General features: G+C 43.9%; 14 protein-coding genes. 6 read left to right on the forward strand and 8 right to left on the reverse strand.

Annotated elements, in window-relative coordinates; all coding sequences use genetic code 11:
* Positions 1-291: 291 nt before the first annotated feature.
* The 5 genes from BMW71_RS13155 (at position 292) to BMW71_RS13175 (ending at position 6,183) form a co-directional block, all read left to right on the forward strand.
* Positions 292-1,380 (forward strand): hypothetical protein, encoded by a 1,089-nt coding sequence (locus BMW71_RS13155; protein WP_143057619.1) that lies wholly within the window; start codon positions 292-294, stop codon positions 1,378-1,380.
* On the forward strand, positions 1,377-2,630 hold the full coding sequence (locus BMW71_RS13160) for a lipopolysaccharide biosynthesis protein (RefSeq protein ID WP_143057620.1): 1,254 nt from the start codon (positions 1,377-1,379) through the stop codon (positions 2,628-2,630). Before BMW71_RS13155 ends, BMW71_RS13160 begins: the two co-directional genes overlap by 4 nt.
* Positions 2,605-3,102 (forward strand): acyltransferase, encoded by a 498-nt coding sequence (locus BMW71_RS13165; protein ID WP_218145586.1) that lies wholly within the window; start codon positions 2,605-2,607, stop codon positions 3,100-3,102. The genes BMW71_RS13160 and BMW71_RS13165 overlap by 26 nt, the downstream gene beginning before the upstream one ends.
* A gap of 162 nt (positions 3,103-3,264) precedes the next feature.
* On the forward strand, positions 3,265-4,476 hold the full coding sequence (locus BMW71_RS13170) for a glycosyltransferase family 4 protein (protein ID WP_092174618.1): 1,212 nt from the start codon (positions 3,265-3,267) through the stop codon (positions 4,474-4,476).
* Between the two features lie 21 nt (positions 4,477-4,497).
* Positions 4,498-6,183, forward strand: a complete 1,686-nt coding sequence (locus tag BMW71_RS13175; RefSeq protein ID WP_092174621.1) for a capsule assembly Wzi family protein — start codon at positions 4,498-4,500, stop codon at positions 6,181-6,183.
* Between the two features lie 39 nt (positions 6,184-6,222).
* Here the strand turns inward: BMW71_RS13175 and BMW71_RS13180 are convergent, their stop codons facing one another.
* From BMW71_RS13180 to BMW71_RS13205, 6 genes are all read right to left on the reverse strand, one after another.
* Positions 6,223-7,470 carry a metallophosphoesterase gene (locus tag BMW71_RS13180; RefSeq protein WP_092174624.1) on the reverse strand — a complete coding sequence of 416 codons (1,248 nt, stop codon included), beginning with the start codon at positions 7,468-7,470 and terminating at the stop codon, positions 6,223-6,225.
* 89 nt (positions 7,471-7,559) lie between these two features.
* Positions 7,560-8,417: a transglutaminase family protein gene (locus tag BMW71_RS13185; RefSeq protein WP_092174933.1), complete on the reverse strand. Its 858-nt coding sequence runs from the start codon at positions 8,415-8,417 to the stop codon at positions 7,560-7,562.
* A gap of 60 nt (positions 8,418-8,477) precedes the next feature.
* Positions 8,478-9,218, reverse strand: coding sequence for a proteasome-type protease (locus tag BMW71_RS13190; protein ID WP_092174626.1), 741 nt, complete (start codon positions 9,216-9,218; stop codon positions 8,478-8,480).
* Positions 9,215-10,195: an alpha-E domain-containing protein gene (locus BMW71_RS13195; RefSeq protein WP_092174629.1), complete on the reverse strand. Its 981-nt coding sequence runs from the start codon at positions 10,193-10,195 to the stop codon at positions 9,215-9,217. Before BMW71_RS13195 ends, BMW71_RS13190 begins: the two co-directional genes overlap by 4 nt.
* Positions 10,196-10,210: 15 nt before the next feature.
* The gene (locus tag BMW71_RS13200; protein ID WP_092174632.1) at positions 10,211-11,638 is read right to left on the reverse strand and encodes a circularly permuted type 2 ATP-grasp protein; all 1,428 of its coding nucleotides are present in this window, start codon (positions 11,636-11,638) and stop codon (positions 10,211-10,213) included.
* 167 nt (positions 11,639-11,805) lie between these two features.
* Entirely contained in the window at positions 11,806-13,872 is a 2,067-nt protein-coding gene (locus tag BMW71_RS13205; RefSeq protein ID WP_092174634.1) for a S9 family peptidase, read from the reverse strand.
* Positions 13,873-13,999: 127 nt separating this feature from the next.
* Between BMW71_RS13205 and mscL the strand changes: the two genes are divergently transcribed.
* Positions 14,000-14,416 (forward strand): large-conductance mechanosensitive channel protein MscL, encoded by a 417-nt coding sequence (gene mscL, locus BMW71_RS13210; protein WP_092174637.1) that lies wholly within the window; start codon positions 14,000-14,002, stop codon positions 14,414-14,416.
* A gap of 45 nt (positions 14,417-14,461) precedes the next feature.
* On the opposite strand, the gene BMW71_RS13215 is transcribed toward mscL, so the two are convergent.
* Entirely contained in the window at positions 14,462-16,567 is a 2,106-nt protein-coding gene (locus tag BMW71_RS13215) for a ComEA family DNA-binding protein (protein ID WP_317041148.1), read from the reverse strand.
* Positions 16,564-17,397 carry a PorV/PorQ family protein gene (locus BMW71_RS13220; protein WP_092174640.1) on the reverse strand — a complete coding sequence of 278 codons (834 nt, stop codon included), beginning with the start codon at positions 17,395-17,397 and terminating at the stop codon, positions 16,564-16,566. Before BMW71_RS13220 ends, BMW71_RS13215 begins: the two co-directional genes overlap by 4 nt.
* Between the last annotated feature and the right edge of the window lie 24 nt (positions 17,398-17,421).

Below are 17,421 nucleotides of genomic sequence, written 5' to 3' on the forward strand. Positions count from 1 at the left end.
CTCCCATTATGGCTACAAAAAAAGGTTGTCAACCAAGCCGCCTAAGTAACTTTTTCGTCCAGCCGATCTTTTTTCCGGTAGGTTACTCCCTAACAGAGCCTACTTCCGTTTCATACCAACTTGGTAGAACTCAAAAGAAAAAATGTATTTGCAACCTGTAGAATTTTCAGAAAAATACAAGGTTAAATTCACGACTATTGACTATTAATGTTTCTAAAAAATAAATTAAATAATCTATTATCTGGCCTGCCTAAGCCTTTGGAGTATAATAAGGACGAACAGATAAAAAAAATGAACGATTTAGGACTCCCTAATGGTCTAATTGATCGTTCTATCAAACAGTATAAAGCACAATTTATAACACTTTCAAGAAGGGACCGATTTGTTAAAAATTTTGTAGGATTTTTTGGTATTCCTTATTTCTTATTTTTAGCCGTCCTCGGTAATTTTACTAGCGGTACGAAGGCAAAGGCCAATAGCATCTCCAACCTTACAATTTTTCCTTACAAAAATTTCCATTATCCTGATATTATTCCAAAGGAGATTAATGAAGAGTTTCATGTCGAAAAGATTGATTTTATGGAAGAGTTCTTGTTTGAGGTAAAAGACGTAAAATTAATTTTTAAGATAGTAAAAAGTTCTCCACTAAGTTTTTATTTTATATCAAAATGTTTTTCTAAATTATTTTTTTATCGATATATCATTTATAAATATAACCCAAAGGCAATTTTATCTACTTCCGAATATTCATTTACGTCGTCGATAGCCACTTACTTCTGTAGGGAAAATAAAGTTCAGCACATTAACTTAATGCATGGGGAAAAGTTCTTTTTTATAAGGGATAGTTTTTTTGAATTTGACAGGTTTTATGTCTGGGATAATCACTATAGGAATTTATTTATTGAGTTAAATGCAGCGCCTAATCAATTTAGGGTTGGAACTTTCAGCCATTTAAATATGAGTTTGACAAATGATAGTAAATTATATAGTTTTACCTACTATTTAGCCGCAGAAACGAATGAAGAACTAATTAATATTCGATCAATCCTTCTCAAAATTGAAACTATAGATAAAATATGTGTTAGATACCATCCTAGGTATTCAAGGAAGGATACGATCGAAAGGATTTTCAATGGTTTCAATGTTGAGAATCCTAATGAAGTGTCGCTAGAGAAATCGTTTTCTCGAACAAAATCAGTGATCTCTTTATACTCTTCTTGCCTAACGCAAGCATTTTTTAATCAAATAGATGTTGTTATTGATGACGTAAATCATTCAATCGAAAAAGTGAGAAATTTGCAAGACCTTGGCTTTATTATTTTTTCCAAGCCCCACACCCTTCTCAGTTCTTTATTGTCTCAAAAGGAAAGCATTCGTTGAAGGTACCAATCGCAAGGCTAAAGTCATCGGTTTTATTACGTGATTCTGTGATATACGGAATTTCAAATGCCTTATATGCGGGTTTTCCGTTGTTTATGTTGCCATTATTTACTATTTTATTGTCACCTGAAGATTATGGGCTTATCGAATTTTATCGAATTTTGTCGATGGTATTGATACCTATTCTCGGGTTGAGTACCGTCCAATCCATCATACGGTTTTTTTATGACCTGGAGGAGACCGATTTTAAAGTTTTTGTTTCGAATATTATCTTTTTACATTTCTTTAATGCTATTTTTGGGATGATATTTTTATTTTCTATGTCATACTTTATTTCTGAGAAGTATTGGTCCATTATTTTTTATTGTATCATTTTCTTTTTATCTAATCAAATTATTGAAATACTTCTTTCAATTTACCGAGCAAAAAAAGAGTCCAAAAACTATTTTTTAATAAGGTTGGCTTGTATCGGGAGTGATATAATTCTACTCTATACCTTCTACTCTTTGGTTGACCATTTTGATTGGACGTTTAGAGTTCTTCCGAATGTATTTGCTACAAGCTTAGTAGGGTTAGTTGCCATATTTATTCTGTTTAAAAATAAGTATTTATTGAAATTTGATAAAAAGTTGCTAGTAACTGCTATTGCTTATAGTAGTCCTTTAATAGTGCATATGATATCCGGATATATTTTGAATATTGGGGATCGATTTGTGATACTATATTATCTTTCTGAAGAGGATTTGGGTAACTATGCAGTGTCTTATCAACTCGGTATGTTAGGTAATTTCCTTTTTACAAGCTTTAATCTAGCCTGGGTTCCGGTTTTTTATGAGATGTTGAAGAAGAACGAGCTTTCTAGAATTAGAAGAATAAAGATAATTTCATATTATTTAATCAGCATATTTAGTGTTTTAATGCTTATTTTCATTTATCTTCTCGTAAAATTTAGTCCATTTTTTGAGTCATACGCTATCGAAATGGGTTTAGTCACTATAATTTCTTTAGCCTACATGTTTATTTCATTCTATAAATTTGAGGCTAACTATTTTTTTTACTCGAAGAACACTAAACGATTGTCTATTATTACGTTAGGCGGTGCGTGTATTACCATTTGTATTAACTTATTATTAGTTCAAAATATTGGCCTGTACGGAAGCGCTATCGCTACGGTATGTGCAGCATTGTTCATGTTTTTGATGGTAAAAGTAAAATCCCCGAAATATGAAAAGAATGTTTTTCAGGATTAGACGTATGTTTTATAGGCGTCTTGCTATGCTTATCTCCAATAACAGGAATGTACTAAATGCCAATATTAATAACTATTGTGTTTTCAATAGGCATACAGTTTTCGGTAATAATACTCATTTTAATGGTTGTAAGATTTATGGTAAGGGTGTTGTTAAATTTGGAGACAATTTCCACTCTGCTCAAAATCTCAAAATATTGACATCGTTTCATAACTATAAAGGAGATAAATTGCCCTATGATGATACCCTTATTGTCAAAAATGTTATTATTGGTGATAATGTTTGGATAGGGTTAGACGTTATTATTCTAGGCGGTGTAACGATTGGAGAAGGAGTGATTATTCAAGCTGGAAGTGTTGTCTCAAAAAGTATTCCTGCACTGTCAATTGCAGGGGGTAATCCTGCTGTTGCTTTTAATAAAAGGGATATAGATCGATATGAATTTCTAAAGTCTAGAAAGAAGTTTTTTTAGGGGAAAATAGGCACTTTGTCTATTTGCGATTTCGGATAAAGATGATTTTAGGTAGTAAATGGAATGGGTTTTTCAATTCATTTAGTCCAACGGTTTTTTCTTGAATTTATTAAGTAATTGTTAATCAGCCGCGATATAGCTGATGATCTTTAAAGTATAAATATGAAGTTGTTATTTCTTACCGATAATTTTCCACCGGAAGTAAACGCGCCAGCGAATAGGACTTACGAACACTGCAGGGAATGGGTCCGTTTAGGTGCAGATGTCACGGTTATAACCTGTGCGCCAAATTTTCCAAAGGGAGAGGTGTATTCAGGTTATAAAAATAAGTTTATTAATAAGGAAGAGATTGATGGCATAAAAGTTATCAGGGTTTGGTCGTACATAACTGCTAATGAGGGTTTTTTTAAACGAATTTTAGATTATACTTCCTATGCTTTAATGGCATTCTTCGTAGGTTTATTCGTTAAAACAGATTTAATTATCGCTACCTCTCCCCAGTTTTTTACTGCGCTTTCTGGTAACTTTTTGTCGGTAATTAAGAGGAAAAAGTGGGTAATGGAGGTTAGGGATCTTTGGCCAGAGTCCATCGTAGCGGTAGGTGCAATGAAGGAAAACTTTTTAATTCGGATTTTTGAACGACTTGAATTATGGTTGTATCGTTCAGCTAACCATATTGTTGTAGTTACCGATACGTTCAAATCCAAGATGATTTCTAGGGGAATTTGTAAGGGGAAGATATCTGTAGTAAAAAATGGCGCGAACCTAGAAATGTTTCAAAAAGGGGAAAAGCCCGACCGTTTGGTCGAAAAACATCAATTGGAAGGGAAATTTGTCATCGGTTACATTGGAACCCATGGTATGGCACATGGGCTTGACTTTATTTTGGGATCTATCGGTGAATTGTATTATTCCAATCCGGAAATTTTATTTTTGTTTTTGGGAGATGGTGCTGAAAAAAGAAAGCTGGTTTTAAAAGCAGCGGAATTAAGGCTTAAAAATGTACGTTTCCTAGATTCGGTTTCAAAGAATGAGGTGGTAGACTATTTAAAAGTCATGGATGTAGCATTGGTAAATCTTAAAAGGAATCCGACCTTTTTGACAGTAATCCCTTCAAAGATTTTTGAAGCCGCAGCTATGGAAAAACCGATTTTGCTAGGGTTAGAAGGAGAAACAAAAGTGATCATAGAGATGTACCAGGCTGGATTATGTTTTGTTCCCGAAGACCGGAGTTCGTTTGTTTCGAATGTAAAAGAAATTGCGTTAAACTTAGAAGTGTACCGAAAATTGCAAAAAGGATGTAGGGAGTTGGCAGTGGACTTCGATAGGAAGAAACTAGCAAAAAAAATGTTTCATATTTTAATCAATATCTAAACAGATAGTACGTTAGCATTAATGGATAGTAGAGTTTTCGTGTGTTTGCTTTTTTCTGCTTTCTTGGGTAACCCAGTTTATTCTCAGGGGTTTCTTTCTAATAATACTCAATTGCAGGAATATGTACGAAGAGATCAGTTATTTAACCATGATGATAGTGTGTTTAATATTTCATTCCATTTAAGAGCGCTTAATAGTAGTTTTAAAAATAATGAAAGGTTTTATGGTTTAAATAATGTCGGTAGGAAGCCTTATGAAGGGACAGAAAATTTTGGTATAGGAATTTTACCCATTATTCATAGGTTGTACATGAATTCAAATCGACCTTATGGCTGGGCGGACGGTCCAGTTATTCCAAATAGGGGTTTACAATATTTTGGTACTTTTGGAGTATACAGTAAACTGCTTTTTTTTAGAATTCAATTTCAACCAGAGATCATTATTGCACAGAACCTACCTTTTGAAGGGTTCAGTGATGCCTTTAATCGGGATATCAATCGACTTAGGTTCCGGATCTTTAATTTTGGGGATTATCCAGAAAGATTCGGGTCCGGAAAGTATACCAATTTTTTGTGGGGGCAATCAAAAATTACCGCTCAATTTGGTGGGTTTGAAACTGGTATTTCTACACAAAATATTTGGTGGGGACCAGGCCAATGGAATGCGCTAACTTTTTCAAACAATGCTCCCGGATTTCCCCATCTTTCGCTAAATACCATTGATCCGGTGCATACCTTTTTAGGGAGGTTTGAAGGTCAACTTATAGTCGGCCGTTTGGAGAGTTCGAGAGCAGAGGCTACCCAATCAAAGGAATTGAATGAACGATTTTCACTTCCATTTACCAATGACTGGAGGTATTTAAACGGTATAACAGTCTCGTACAACCCCAAGTGGATCTCTGGGCTGTTCTTGGGTTTTACCCGCACCTATCAGCAATACAATGAATACCGTAGAGATGAGTTTAGAGATCATTTCCCAATTTTTGATGCGTTTCAGAAAACAGTAGTTGGTTTTGACCGTGATATTGACGGTAAGGATCAACAAGCTACAATTTTTGCTAGGTTTTTATCGGTTAAAGCAAAAGCTGAAATTTATTTCGAATATGGAAGAAGAGATCATGCTTTTAATTGGCGTGAAGCGATTCTTAATCCCGAACATGCCAGAGCATATTTATTTGGGTTTAAAAAATTGTTTGATTTAAATAATCTTGAAAAAATCATTCAGGTTAGGGGCGAAATGACGCATCAGCAAGAGTCTGTGAATCGATATATGCGATATCCGGGAATAAACGGTGGTCTTTCGTGGCATACGCATTCAAAAGCACGTGGGTTTACTCATTTTGGCCAGCCACTCGGGGTAGGCATTGGTACTGGCTCTAATGTACAAACGCTTGAGATTTCTTTAGTTGAGAACTTCGATAAGTTAGGCGTTCTTTTTGAACGGCTGGCAAACCACCAAGACTTCTATTATCAGGCTTTCGGACAGCAACACGAGCATCAACCCTGGGTAGACCTTAGCATTGGGTTTCTATTTGATAAAAAATGGGAGCAGTTTCTTCTGAGTTCCAAACTCCAACTTATCAATGGATTCAACTACCAATGGCAACTCTCTCCGGATAGCACACCCGAATTCCCCAAAGGACAGCATCTTTTTTCTGTCCATTCGCAGGTAAGTTTGATTTACCTTTTTCAAAAGTCAGCGGAATAGGAATTTTGTGGGCTTTTGGAAGGGTCTTTTTGATCTTTCTTACCCCCTCCTCAATTCAATCACCGTAATTTCCGGCCAGATGCCTACCCGCCCCGAAAAGGCATGGAAGCCGAAGCCCCGATTGACGTACAGGTATTTTCCGGCTTCCGCTACCAATCCGGCCCAATTGGGATACCGGTATTGGGCGGGACTCCAACGGAAAAGGGGTGTTTCTATCCCAAATTGCATGCCATGGGTGTGCCCACTCAGGGTCAAGTGAATGTTTTTTGGATGCTTTTTGACCTGCTCGTCCCAATGGGAAGGATCGTGCGAAAGCAAAATTTTAAACTCTTCCTCAGCTACACCCGACAGGGATTTTTCGAGGTCTCCCTTGGACTGAAACCCAACTCCCCAGTTTTCCACGCCCAACAGGCGGATCCGCTGCCCGCTTTTTTCCAGCACCCTGTTTTCGTCTAGTAGTAGGTCGTATCCCAGCTCTTTGTGCTTCTGCTTTAGCTGTTCAAAATTTGCCCGCTTCGCCTCCGGACTGGGCCAGGATGAATAGTCCCCATAATCGTGATTACCCAGGATGGAGTACTGCCCGAAGGGAGCACGGATTTGCGCAAATGCCTCCAACATGGGTTCGATCTCATCCGCCCGGTGATTTACCAGATCCCCGGTAAATACAAAAAGATCCGATTTTTGCGATGCCGCAAGTGCTGCCCCCTTTTTTACCGCTTCCATATCGGTAAAACTTCCCGCATGAATGTCCGATAGCTGGGTAATGGTAAAGCCATCAAAAGCTTCCGGCAAGTCGGGAAAATAGATGGTTTTTCGAATGGTTCGGAAATCGTATTTCCCTTTAACTATCCCATAAACAAACCCCGTGAATGGGATAACTGCCGCACTGAACGCAAGCTGACTGATAAACTTTCTTCGTCCCGGATAAACGCCACCGTCATCCGAAGAAAGCCCAGCCGAAAAATACGACCACGTAGCACTCAATCCGCGGAAAATGTCCTCTCCAAACAAAAAGGCGATCACCGTTAGCTGCGTGACCGAAATGGTGAGAAATAAATTCAGCGATTGCTGAGAGGTTGGCGAGATTTTCCCTTCCTGCATAATCCGGAAAAATGTAAGGCCGATCCACAAACTGATGCCTCCAGAAACCAGCCAATAGGCGAATTTCCCCCTGGAAGCCCATGCTACGGGCAGCAGGGTTTTCACTCCCTGGTAGACGTACCAATTTAAGAAAAACAGTACAGCCAGTACAATGAAAATGATAATGATGCCACCCACTTTTGTCATGTTTTTTTATGTTACCCTAATTAATCGCAAACGGAAAGAAAAGGTTTGGTATTCGACTGAAAAAAGCAGAAAGTATTGGATTTGTGCTCCTACAAGGCCTGAATACGTACGGTGGCATGCATGGAAGGTTCCTGCAGTTGATCGCCACCAAAGCTTCCATGCACCGGCAGGGTGTTTTGAGGGAGAAAGCTACAGGCAAGGGGAATATAGTGTTCGTCCGTCATCAGGCCCAGACTGGGGTCCAGTCCAACCCAGCCCGCACCCGGTAGATAGGTCTCTACCCAGGCGTGAAGTTCGTGTCCTTCCTCCAATTCCGGGTTAAAGGCATAGCCGCTCACAAATCGGGCAGCCAGCCCCAGATGCCGGAGGATTTCGATCAACATCCAGGACAGGTCTCTACAGGATCCTTTACCGGCAGCAAAGGTATAATCCGCTTCCCATAGGTTTTCTTCTTCCCGGATAATGTGCTGCCAATCGGCGTGGATGGAGGCATTGAGGCCGGTTAGAAAACCAATGGGATCCCGAGAGGTTAATTTTGCCAATCCGTATTTCTGTAGCAGTGCATTATTGCTATGGTTTAGATAGGCCTGGAGCAGCGGCATATCGGCTTCCGGGTAGGAAAAGGGTGTTTCGGCTTCCGGATCCAATTGATCAATGAACGATTGATCCACCAAAAATAAAAAGGGATTAAATGGGGTATGAATGGACTCAAAAGAGGTTCGAATGTGTAAGCGGTCGGTTTCTTTTGCAAACCATACCTGGAAAAATGGATTGCCCTCCAGGCTGTACCGTTCATTTATGCCGGCGGGTTCGGGTTGGATGTGGAGCCTGAAATCATGAATTTTCAGGTAGTTTCGTTGCAGTGGGCGAAGAAAGATACGGTGTGGGTTGAGTCCAACCTGCTGATGGTAATCGTAACTGGTGTCGTGTTGAATTTGTAGACGCATCGTGTATTCGTTAAAGGGTACGGAAAACCCGGCATCTGTGGAATTCAAATGGGGTGAAATCTACTCGCTTTCTTCGATTTCTTCGTGAAAAAAGGCTTTTTTCAATATATCTGCCGGTAGTTTATGGATGGCCCTTTTTAGCGAATTATTCCAGAACTCGGACAAATGATTCAGTTCGTGTTGCTCAAAGCGATTTTCTATGACATGGTAACTGTCGTTTTCCAAAATGACGGTATCAATGGGGTAATCGACATCGTTGGCACTGATTCGGGTAGCATCAAAAGCCAGAAAGGCACTTTTCAAGGCAAAATAAAGCGGCTCTTCGTATTTCAGCGACCGGCGCAGTACTGGATTTCCAAATCCCGTGTTGCCGATGATCACAAAGGGTGTTCCCTGCCGTATTTCAATCCAATTTCCCTGTGGATACAACAGATACAGCTTGGGCTCACTGTCTTCTTCCAACTGCCCCCCGATGATCGAATAGAGATTGAACGAGAAACCGGATTTTTCCAGTGAGTCCATGTCTTCTCCCGCCACCCGCTTGACTTGATCCGCAAAGCCATTGACTGCTTTGTATAATTTATCGAAGGAATCGTCTTCTTTTTCGATGAGTTCTCCAAAGTAGGTGATGGCCTTGTCACGAACCGACCGAAGGCCGGAAGTCATGATAAAGAAGGAGTGCCTTTTTTTATTGACGGTGTATAATTTTTTCGAGGTGGTGGTTTCGTTTCCGGACGTGATTCTGGTGTCTGATAAGCCAACGATCCCGTGCTTCGTCTTAATTCCAATACAAAATGTCATCCTTGCTCCATGGTTTGGCTTACAAAGTTATCTTTTATTTGGAAATAATTATCGTTTATCTGATTCGATATGTGATTGATTTTTACTTGAAGGTGTTCCAGGTATTCGTGGAGTCCGGTACTGATGATGTCGTTGACATCGTCAAACTCCAATTTGGATCGAAGCTCTCCCATGGATTTTTCGGCCCGGTTGGAAAAGCCCGAGCCATTTGTTCCGGAAATCTTAAAAAGACTTTGCTCGGCCTCACGGAGGCAGAAAAACACGGAACGGGGGAAATACTGATTTAACACCAAAAACTCCACCACACCGGAAGGGTCGATGGTACCGTAAAGCCTGCGGTAGGTATTAAAGGCTGTGACCGATTTCAACAGGGCCATCCAGTGAAGGAAGTCCAGCGGAGATCCCACCTCTTTGGGGGAGGGAAGGAGGATATGGTATTTGACATCCAAAATACGCGACGTTTTGTCCGCCCGCTCCAGGTATTGGCCTAGTTGGCGAAAATACCAGCCTTCTGTCCGGGCGACGGTACTATCTGCAATGCCGTAAAGTAACAGTATTTGCGATTTGACCGACTCGAAAAAAACCCTTGGATCTTCTTTTTTCCAGACTTTACCTTCAGAGCCGCGTTTTACAAAATGATAGGTTTCGTTCAGTTTCTCCCAGGTTTCCTTGGTCAGGTTTTCCCGAATCATGCGGGCATTTTCCCGTGCTTTGCTGACCGAAGAAATGAGGGAGTTGGGATTATCCGCATCAAAAGCCAGAAAATAGATGACTTCCTGCATGTCGTAATTTTGATTCTTTGCCTGGTAGAGCGCTTTGTCTCCGGTAGCTAAAATCAGAGGCTCCCATTGTTCCTTCAGGTCTCCGGGAAGATCCAGCATCAGGTTGAAATTTACGTCGATAAAACGGGCATAGTTTTCTGCTCTCTCCAGATACCTGCCCAGCCAGTAAATGGAATTTGCTACTCTACTTAACATAATGGTTGTTGTTGGTTAGTACAATACCCAGGTGTCTTTGCTTCCCCCACCCTGAGAACTATTGACGACCAGCGATCCTTTTTTCAGGGCTACCCGGGTGAGCGCACCTGGAATCACTTCGATCTCTTTCCCGTACAGAATGTACGGCCGCAAATCTACGTGTCTTCCCTCGATGGATTTGTTATCGATGATGGAAGGGACTGTAGACAGCGACAGCGTGGGTTGGGCTATGTAGTTGGTGGGGTTATCCTGTATTAATTTTCGGAAACGTTCGTGTTCTTCGGAATCGGCTTTCGGACCAATGAGCATGCCGTATCCCCCGGCAGCGTTGGTTTCCTTGACCACCAGATCGGCAATGTTGTCCAGAACGTATTCTCTGTCCGCTTTTTCCCGGCAGAGATAGGTAGGGACGTTTTTCAATATGGGTTCCTCCTTGAGGTAATACCGAATGATTCGGGGAACGTAAGCATATACGGCCTTGTCATCGGCCACGCCGGTACCCGGTGCATTTGCCAGGGCCACGTTGCCTGCTTTGTAGGCTTCAAATAGCCCAGGTACACCCAGCATGGAATCCGGATTAAAGGCCAGGGGGTCCAGGAACGTGTCATCGATTCGCCGGTACAGGACATCGATTTGTTCCAGGCCTTTGGTGGTCTGCATGTACACCTTTTTGTTTTCCACCAGTAGATCCATTCCCGAGACCAATTCCACCCCCATTTGCTGTGCCAGGTACGAATGCTCGAAGTAAGCAGAATTGTAAACCCCCGGCGTTAGCACCCCGATCACTGGTTTGGGCTTTTCCGACAGGAATTGCAGCATTTCCAAAAGCTTGGTGCTGTAATCCGAGACAGGGCGTACGCCCAGGCTATTGAAGAGTTCCGGAAAGGCCCTTTTGATGATTTCCCGGCTTTCCAGCATGTAGGACACGCCCGAAGGACAGCGCAGGTTATCTTCGAGTACGTAAAAATCCCCATCTTTGTCTCTGACCAGGTCGGTACCGGTGATGTGGCACCAAATGCCTTTGGGAGGAGTGAGGCCCTTGCAGGGCTCCAAATAATCTTTACTCCCCAAAATAAGATCCCTTGGAATCACTTCGTCCGCAAAGATTTTTTGCTCGTTGTAAATGTCCTGCAGGAATAGATTCAAGGCATCAATTCGCTGTTTCAGGCCATCTTCGAGGATTTTCCATTCGTTTGCGGGAATGATTCGGGGAATGATGTCCAGGTGTAAAATTTTCTCCAGCCCCTCTTTGTCGTGGTACACGTTGAACGTCATACCCATGGCCATTTGCGCTTTGTCAGCCGAATACTGAAGGTGACTAAGTTTTTTGGCAGAGATGCTTTGAATGTAGTTGCCAAATCGACTGTAGTGCGGTCTCAGTTCCCGTTCGTTTCGGTACATTTCATCGTAAAAGCCTTGTTGGTTGTTGTGGATTACCTTCATTGGTATGGATTGGTATCGACTTAAATTCTCGTTTCTAAAAACAATTAGCTGAATAATTTAATCAAAGATTAGCATAATTGCAATTATTCCCGGCAATTCAGTTAAACTTTTTACATATCACCCGCTTTTTTTATTCAAAAAAGTAATTACTCCCCTCGGATAGGTCCTTATTGATTCTTCCCGGCCAACCAGAGCAGGAAGGCATATTCCATGGCCAATTCTTTTAAAGCTCTGAAGCGCCCGCTCGCACCTCCGTGCCCTGCGTCCATGTTGGTGTGCAGAAGTAATAAGGAGTCATTCCTGCGCAGGGCGCGTAATTTTGCGACCCATTTGGTGGGTTCCCAGTATTGAACCTGACTGTCGTGAAGCCCGGATGTCACCAATAAGTGGGGATAGTTTTGTGCTTTCACGTTGTCATAGGGGGAATACGACCGGATATAGTCGTAAAAAACCTTGTCCTTCGGGTTTCCCCATTCGTCAAACTCACCAGTCGTCAAGGGAATGCTTTCATCCAACATGGTGGTAAGTACATCGACGAACGGTACCGCAGCAATGGCACCAAAGAATAGGTCGGGCCGCAGATTAATCACTGCACCGACAAGCAAACCACCTGCGCTTCCGCCCATGGCGAAGAGCTTTTTTGGATGCACGTATTTTTCCCGGATGAGTAGCTCACCGCAAGCGATAAAATCGGTAAAGGTATTTTTCTTTTGCAGCATTTTTCCATCTTCGTACCAGTGCCGGCCCATCTCCTGTCCACCTCGTACATGTGCGATGGCAACTACGAATCCCCGGTCCAGCAGGCTCAGTCTGCTGGAGCTAAAGTACGGGTCCGAACTCAATCCATAGGCTCCATAGCCGTATAAAAGCAAGGGGTTTTCTCCTGTTTTGGAAAAAAGGTCCTTTTTGTAAACCAGGGAAATGGGAATTTCCTGCCCATCTTCGGCGGGTGCCCAAATCCGTTCGGATTGATACGCTTCCGGATCGTGACCGCCGACTACCTCTTGTTGTTTCATGAGCGTCTTCTCCCGGCTATCCATATGGTAGTCGTAGATGGAAGAGGGGGTGGTGAGGGAATTGTAGCCATAGCGGAGAATCTCTGTATAGTACTCCGGATTCGTTCCGATCCATACCGAGTAGGCAGGGTCTTGCATTCGGATGTAGTGTTTCCGATCTCCATCCCAGGTGCGGATTTCCAGGCGGGTCAGGCCATTGAACCGGTTAGCGATTACCAGGTGGTGTTTGAAGACATCAAATTCTTCCAACAATACATTTTCACGTGCCGGCACCAGTTCCTTCCAATGGGCTTTGTTCGGCGTCGATAGCGGAGCGGTTACCAGTTTGAAATTGGTGGCCCCGTCTGCATTTGTCAGGATAACGAACCGACCCTCGTGGTGCTCTACTTCGTATTCCAGATCTTTTTCTCGAGGCTGAATGAGCGTCCAGACTCCGTCCGACTGGTCCGCTGGCAGGTACCTGAATTCCGAAGAGACGGTACTTTGACTGGCAAGGAAAAGGAACTTTCCTGATTTGGATTTTTGGATACGAACGGTAAATTTCTCGTCTGTTTCCTCAAATACCAATTCGTCTTCGGCCTGGCTTTGACCGAGTACGTGCTTGTATACCTTGTTAGACCGCAGGGTCTGCGGATCCTGCTGTGCGTAAAAGAGGGTTTTATTGTCACTTGCCCAGGCCATATTTCCGGTAACTTCGGTTAATTTTTCCGGAAAAGTTTGCCCCGAGTGAAGGTCCTTGAAGTAAATCGTGTAAATCCTTCGGCCTACTGCATCGGCAGCATAGGCCAAGAGCCGGGTGTTTTCCGAGACAGCCAGGGCATTTACCTGCAGGTATTCCTTATCTGCTGCCAGCTCATTGACGTTCAAAACGATCTGCTCGTCGGCCATCAATGCCTCTTTTTTTCGGCAGTAGATCGGGTATTCTTTTCCGGCTTCAAATCGCTGGTAGTAATAATACCCTTTCTTAAAATAGGGTACGCTGGCGTCATCGTCTTTAATCCGGCGTTTCATTTCCTGAAAAAGGGTTGCCTGCAAGGGTTCGGTAGCTGCCAGGCAGTGCGATTTGAACGCGTTTTCCGCTTTCAGATAGGCCTGTACTTCCGGATTTTCCCGTTCGTTCATCCAATAGTAGTTGTCTATGCGGGAATCGGAATGGTAGTCGATGGTTTTTGGTATAATCGCAGCTATAGGGGCTTCCAAGGATGATGGTGTTTTCATTTTCCTGATTTTTTATTTTTCTATTTTGTCGCCCGCCGAATAAAAAATTATTCGGATAATTACATATATTGGTGGGCTTTGATGCTTTTATTTCACACGCTATGTAACCTATTTAACGCACAAAAGTATGGGATTAATTAAAGAATTCAAGGATTTTGCTGTAAGGGGCAATGTCGTCGACCTGGCAGTGGCGGTCATTATGGGCGGCGCCTTTGGAAAGGTGGTGTCTTCGCTGGTAAACGACATCCTGATGCCTCCGCTTGGTTTGCTACTTGGAGGAGTTGATTTCAAGGATTTGATGGTCGTGCTCAAAGAGGGCTACGTGGATCCGGCGGGGGTCGAGATCGTCGCTGTTACGATCAATTATGGCAACTTTATCCAATTTATTGTTGATTTTGCACTCGTAGCACTGGCGGTCTTTCTGATCGTGAGGCTGATCAATAACCTGAAGAAAAAGGAAGAGGCAGCTACTACGCCTCCTCCGCCTACCGTCAACAAAACCGAGGTACTCCTGGAAGAAATTCGGGACCTTTTGAAGAAATAGAGCAGCGGCCGCCCGGTTATTCGGGTGGCTTCGCTTTTTTGTGCCTTATCGGTTAAACTGATACCTCAGTTGAATGGTGGTTTCTGTGACCTCGCTGCCCGGGATTTCCTGAAGCCCGGAACCGATCCCTTCCCGGTTGGTGTAGCTGGTTTTTGCCCACCTCGCCCAGCAGGTCAACTGCCGGCTGATCTTGTATTTGGCGAGCAAATAGTACCGCATACCTTGTCCGTAAAAGCTGGGAACAGAGAAGGCCCATAGCACGTTTTTTTCGAAAAGAAACTGTCGGTTTTCAAAATCGTCGGTATCAAAAAGCGAGATCCTTCCGCTGAAGTTGAACCTGTTTATTGTGCCCGAAAGGTCCTGAAAGATCGCATACCCCCGGGTGGTGCGGCCGTTAATTAAAAAGGAGCTAAGCTGGATTCGGGTTTTTGCTTGCCACCAGGGGGTCGGTTGGTAAGTGAGGTTCCAGGCGAAGTTTCGTCGCTTTCCTTCCATCAGGAGGTATTGATTTGCTGATTGTTCGTCGGACAGGAGGTTTCTGCTTTTCCGCTCCTCCCGCCATTGTGCGAATAAAACCAGGGATTTATTGGGTGTGTAGGTAAAGCGGCTTAGCCATTCGCTGCCCGAGGAGGGGGCGTATGCCCGAAACCGCAGCCAGGGGAAGGAGAAGTGGTCATAATAGGCGGACCAGCTGATTTTTCGTGAGGGTTTATAGTTCATTCCCATGTAAAATCCCTCTTCATTGATCGGCCGGGATCCTTCGGAAAAAGCATTCCCGTAAAACGAATGGAAGTTTCGGTCAAAATTTCGCCACACCAGCGAAAAATCCAGCTGCCGGCTTAAACTACTCATGATGCCAACGACAGATCCGCTGCCTCCGCTTTTCGAAAGGGCCGATTCGGCAAATAGGTAGTGGTTGGAAAAATTATACGAGATGTACAGGCTACCAATGGCATTTTGATCGCCTCTGAATTCAAATTGATTGTAGATGCGGGCCCGTGGCAGCAAGGGTTGACTGTACCGGGTATGCAAAAAATTCACCCCTGCCTGAAGGCCATTTGTCCGGTTTTTGTAATGAACATTTCCGCCAATATTTTGCTCTCGGGCCTGTGCTTTTTTTTGAATTTCGCTCTCCGTACGGTGGTATCCCGAAAGAACCAAGGAGGACAAATAGCTATCGGATGCCTCGAGGCTGTCTTGCAGTAGTTGTACGTTCGCATTTCTTGGCGCGGAAGAATACATGGCGGTCCAGGCCAGGTTTCCGCTGGTAACAGTGGCCGCGGCCCCCCGGAAAAAGCCGGTTTCCAAGACCGAAGTGTATGGACGGAGGCCCAGTGAGCTTCTTCTTACAGTGGCCACGGTTTCTGCCCCTTTGCCTACCGAAAACCCGGCCCCAAATACGAGCCCCTGCCCAAATTGTAGCTGGTAATCTCCCAACGTAAAGGTTTGTAGCGCCCCTTTATTGTACAGGGTGTAGTGAAGGGACAGAAAATCCATCCCATACCGTCTGCTGTCCGTATCCCAGGTGAAGGGTTCGCCAGCGTCTTTTTCGGCAGTGAGTCCTACGCTAAAGTCGCCTGGTTGCTGCAGCCGTAAACGGACGTACACATCGTTTGGATCGCCCAGGTACCGGCTGCTTAAGGTGCCGCTGGATAGGGTATCCGGAGGGCTGAATCCTTTCCGGGTTTGCCAGATTCGGCGCTGACGAACAATGAAATAGGCGTTTTCCGCATTTTTAAGACGTCTTACGCCCGGGGGACTTAGTGGGATTGGATCGGACTTTAAAACGACAAAGGGCAGCATCTTACCGATCGTTTCCAGATCCCATTCCGGAATGGCCTGTAGCTCGTAGACCGACAGCAGCGGACCAAACGTGTCACGGTAGCCGATAAAGGACTCCACCTGTAGTGGCGTCAGGATGGAAAGGGATTGGAGTTGTTCGGCAGTTACCTGTTGCAAATTCAGCGGGCTGAGGTGCACTTGCAGCAGGCTTTCGTACAGGTCTTCGTAATCAATGTCTTCGTCCTGAAAGGCGAAGCGCTCTTCCATAAAGGCTTCGATATCCAGTTCGCTGTCCGTAGGCGTTTGGGCACTGAGCGATTGCAGTCCCCAGACCAGGCAGATACCCGGGATGAGTACCAAGGGTTTCACGGGGCAGACAGGTTGTAGGTAAAAGAAAAGTGATGGGTAAAGCCCAGGAGGAAATTGCGACTCATGGCGTAGTCGATTTGGTACCTTCGGGGTTTGAAACCAATACCAAAAAACAGGTTGTTGGGCCGGGTATTGATACCGGTTCGGGCCCATAGCTTTTGCTGAAAGCTGTAGGCAACACCCGCCTTAAACTGTGCGGGACTGAGCAGCTCCTTTTCGGATTCAAAATTGACCAGTAGGTTTTCGGAAGGGCGGTAGGAAATACCCGCTTTCACGGTGGTCGGTAGGTAATCGTTGCTTGCCTGACTGATTGCCGCCCGGGTAAGGTTGTTTGCATGGGCGCCGAAAAATAATCCTGGAAGTAGTTCGGCCGTACCCCCCAGTTCGATGACCGGGCGTGCAGTTCTTCCAAAACCTTCGATATTCGTTTGAAAATAGCTGATTTTTAGCCCCAAGCTAGCCAATCCCAACTGATTGGCGATGCCCAGACCGATTTGCTGTTGGTTAAACAGCGTGCCTCCAAAGTTGGAAATACCGATACCCAGGTTCCCGATTTTTTTGGTTGGAATTACCAGACCCGTGGAGACAGTGGTTAGCTCGTTTAATCCCAGTCGGTGATCATAGCCGGCAAAGGCCTGTATGGTTTCTTCGGCCTTTCCCAGGGCGCCGATATTATTAAAAACCGCCCAGGGATCGCTCAACGTTACGCTGGCATTCCCCATGCCCATACTGATGGCTCCTTTTGGATAATGGTCCATGCTGTTTTGCGGCCAGGCATTCCAGGTGATCCGGAAAGAAAAAAAGAATGCTATCAAAATCCATTTCACCATGGGAATAAAAGTTGGGAGAAACAC

The sequence above is a fragment of the Cyclobacterium xiamenense genome (genome assembly GCF_900109255.1).
In the GTDB taxonomy this organism is placed as follows: domain Bacteria; phylum Bacteroidota; class Bacteroidia; order Cytophagales; family Cyclobacteriaceae; genus Cyclobacterium; species Cyclobacterium xiamenense.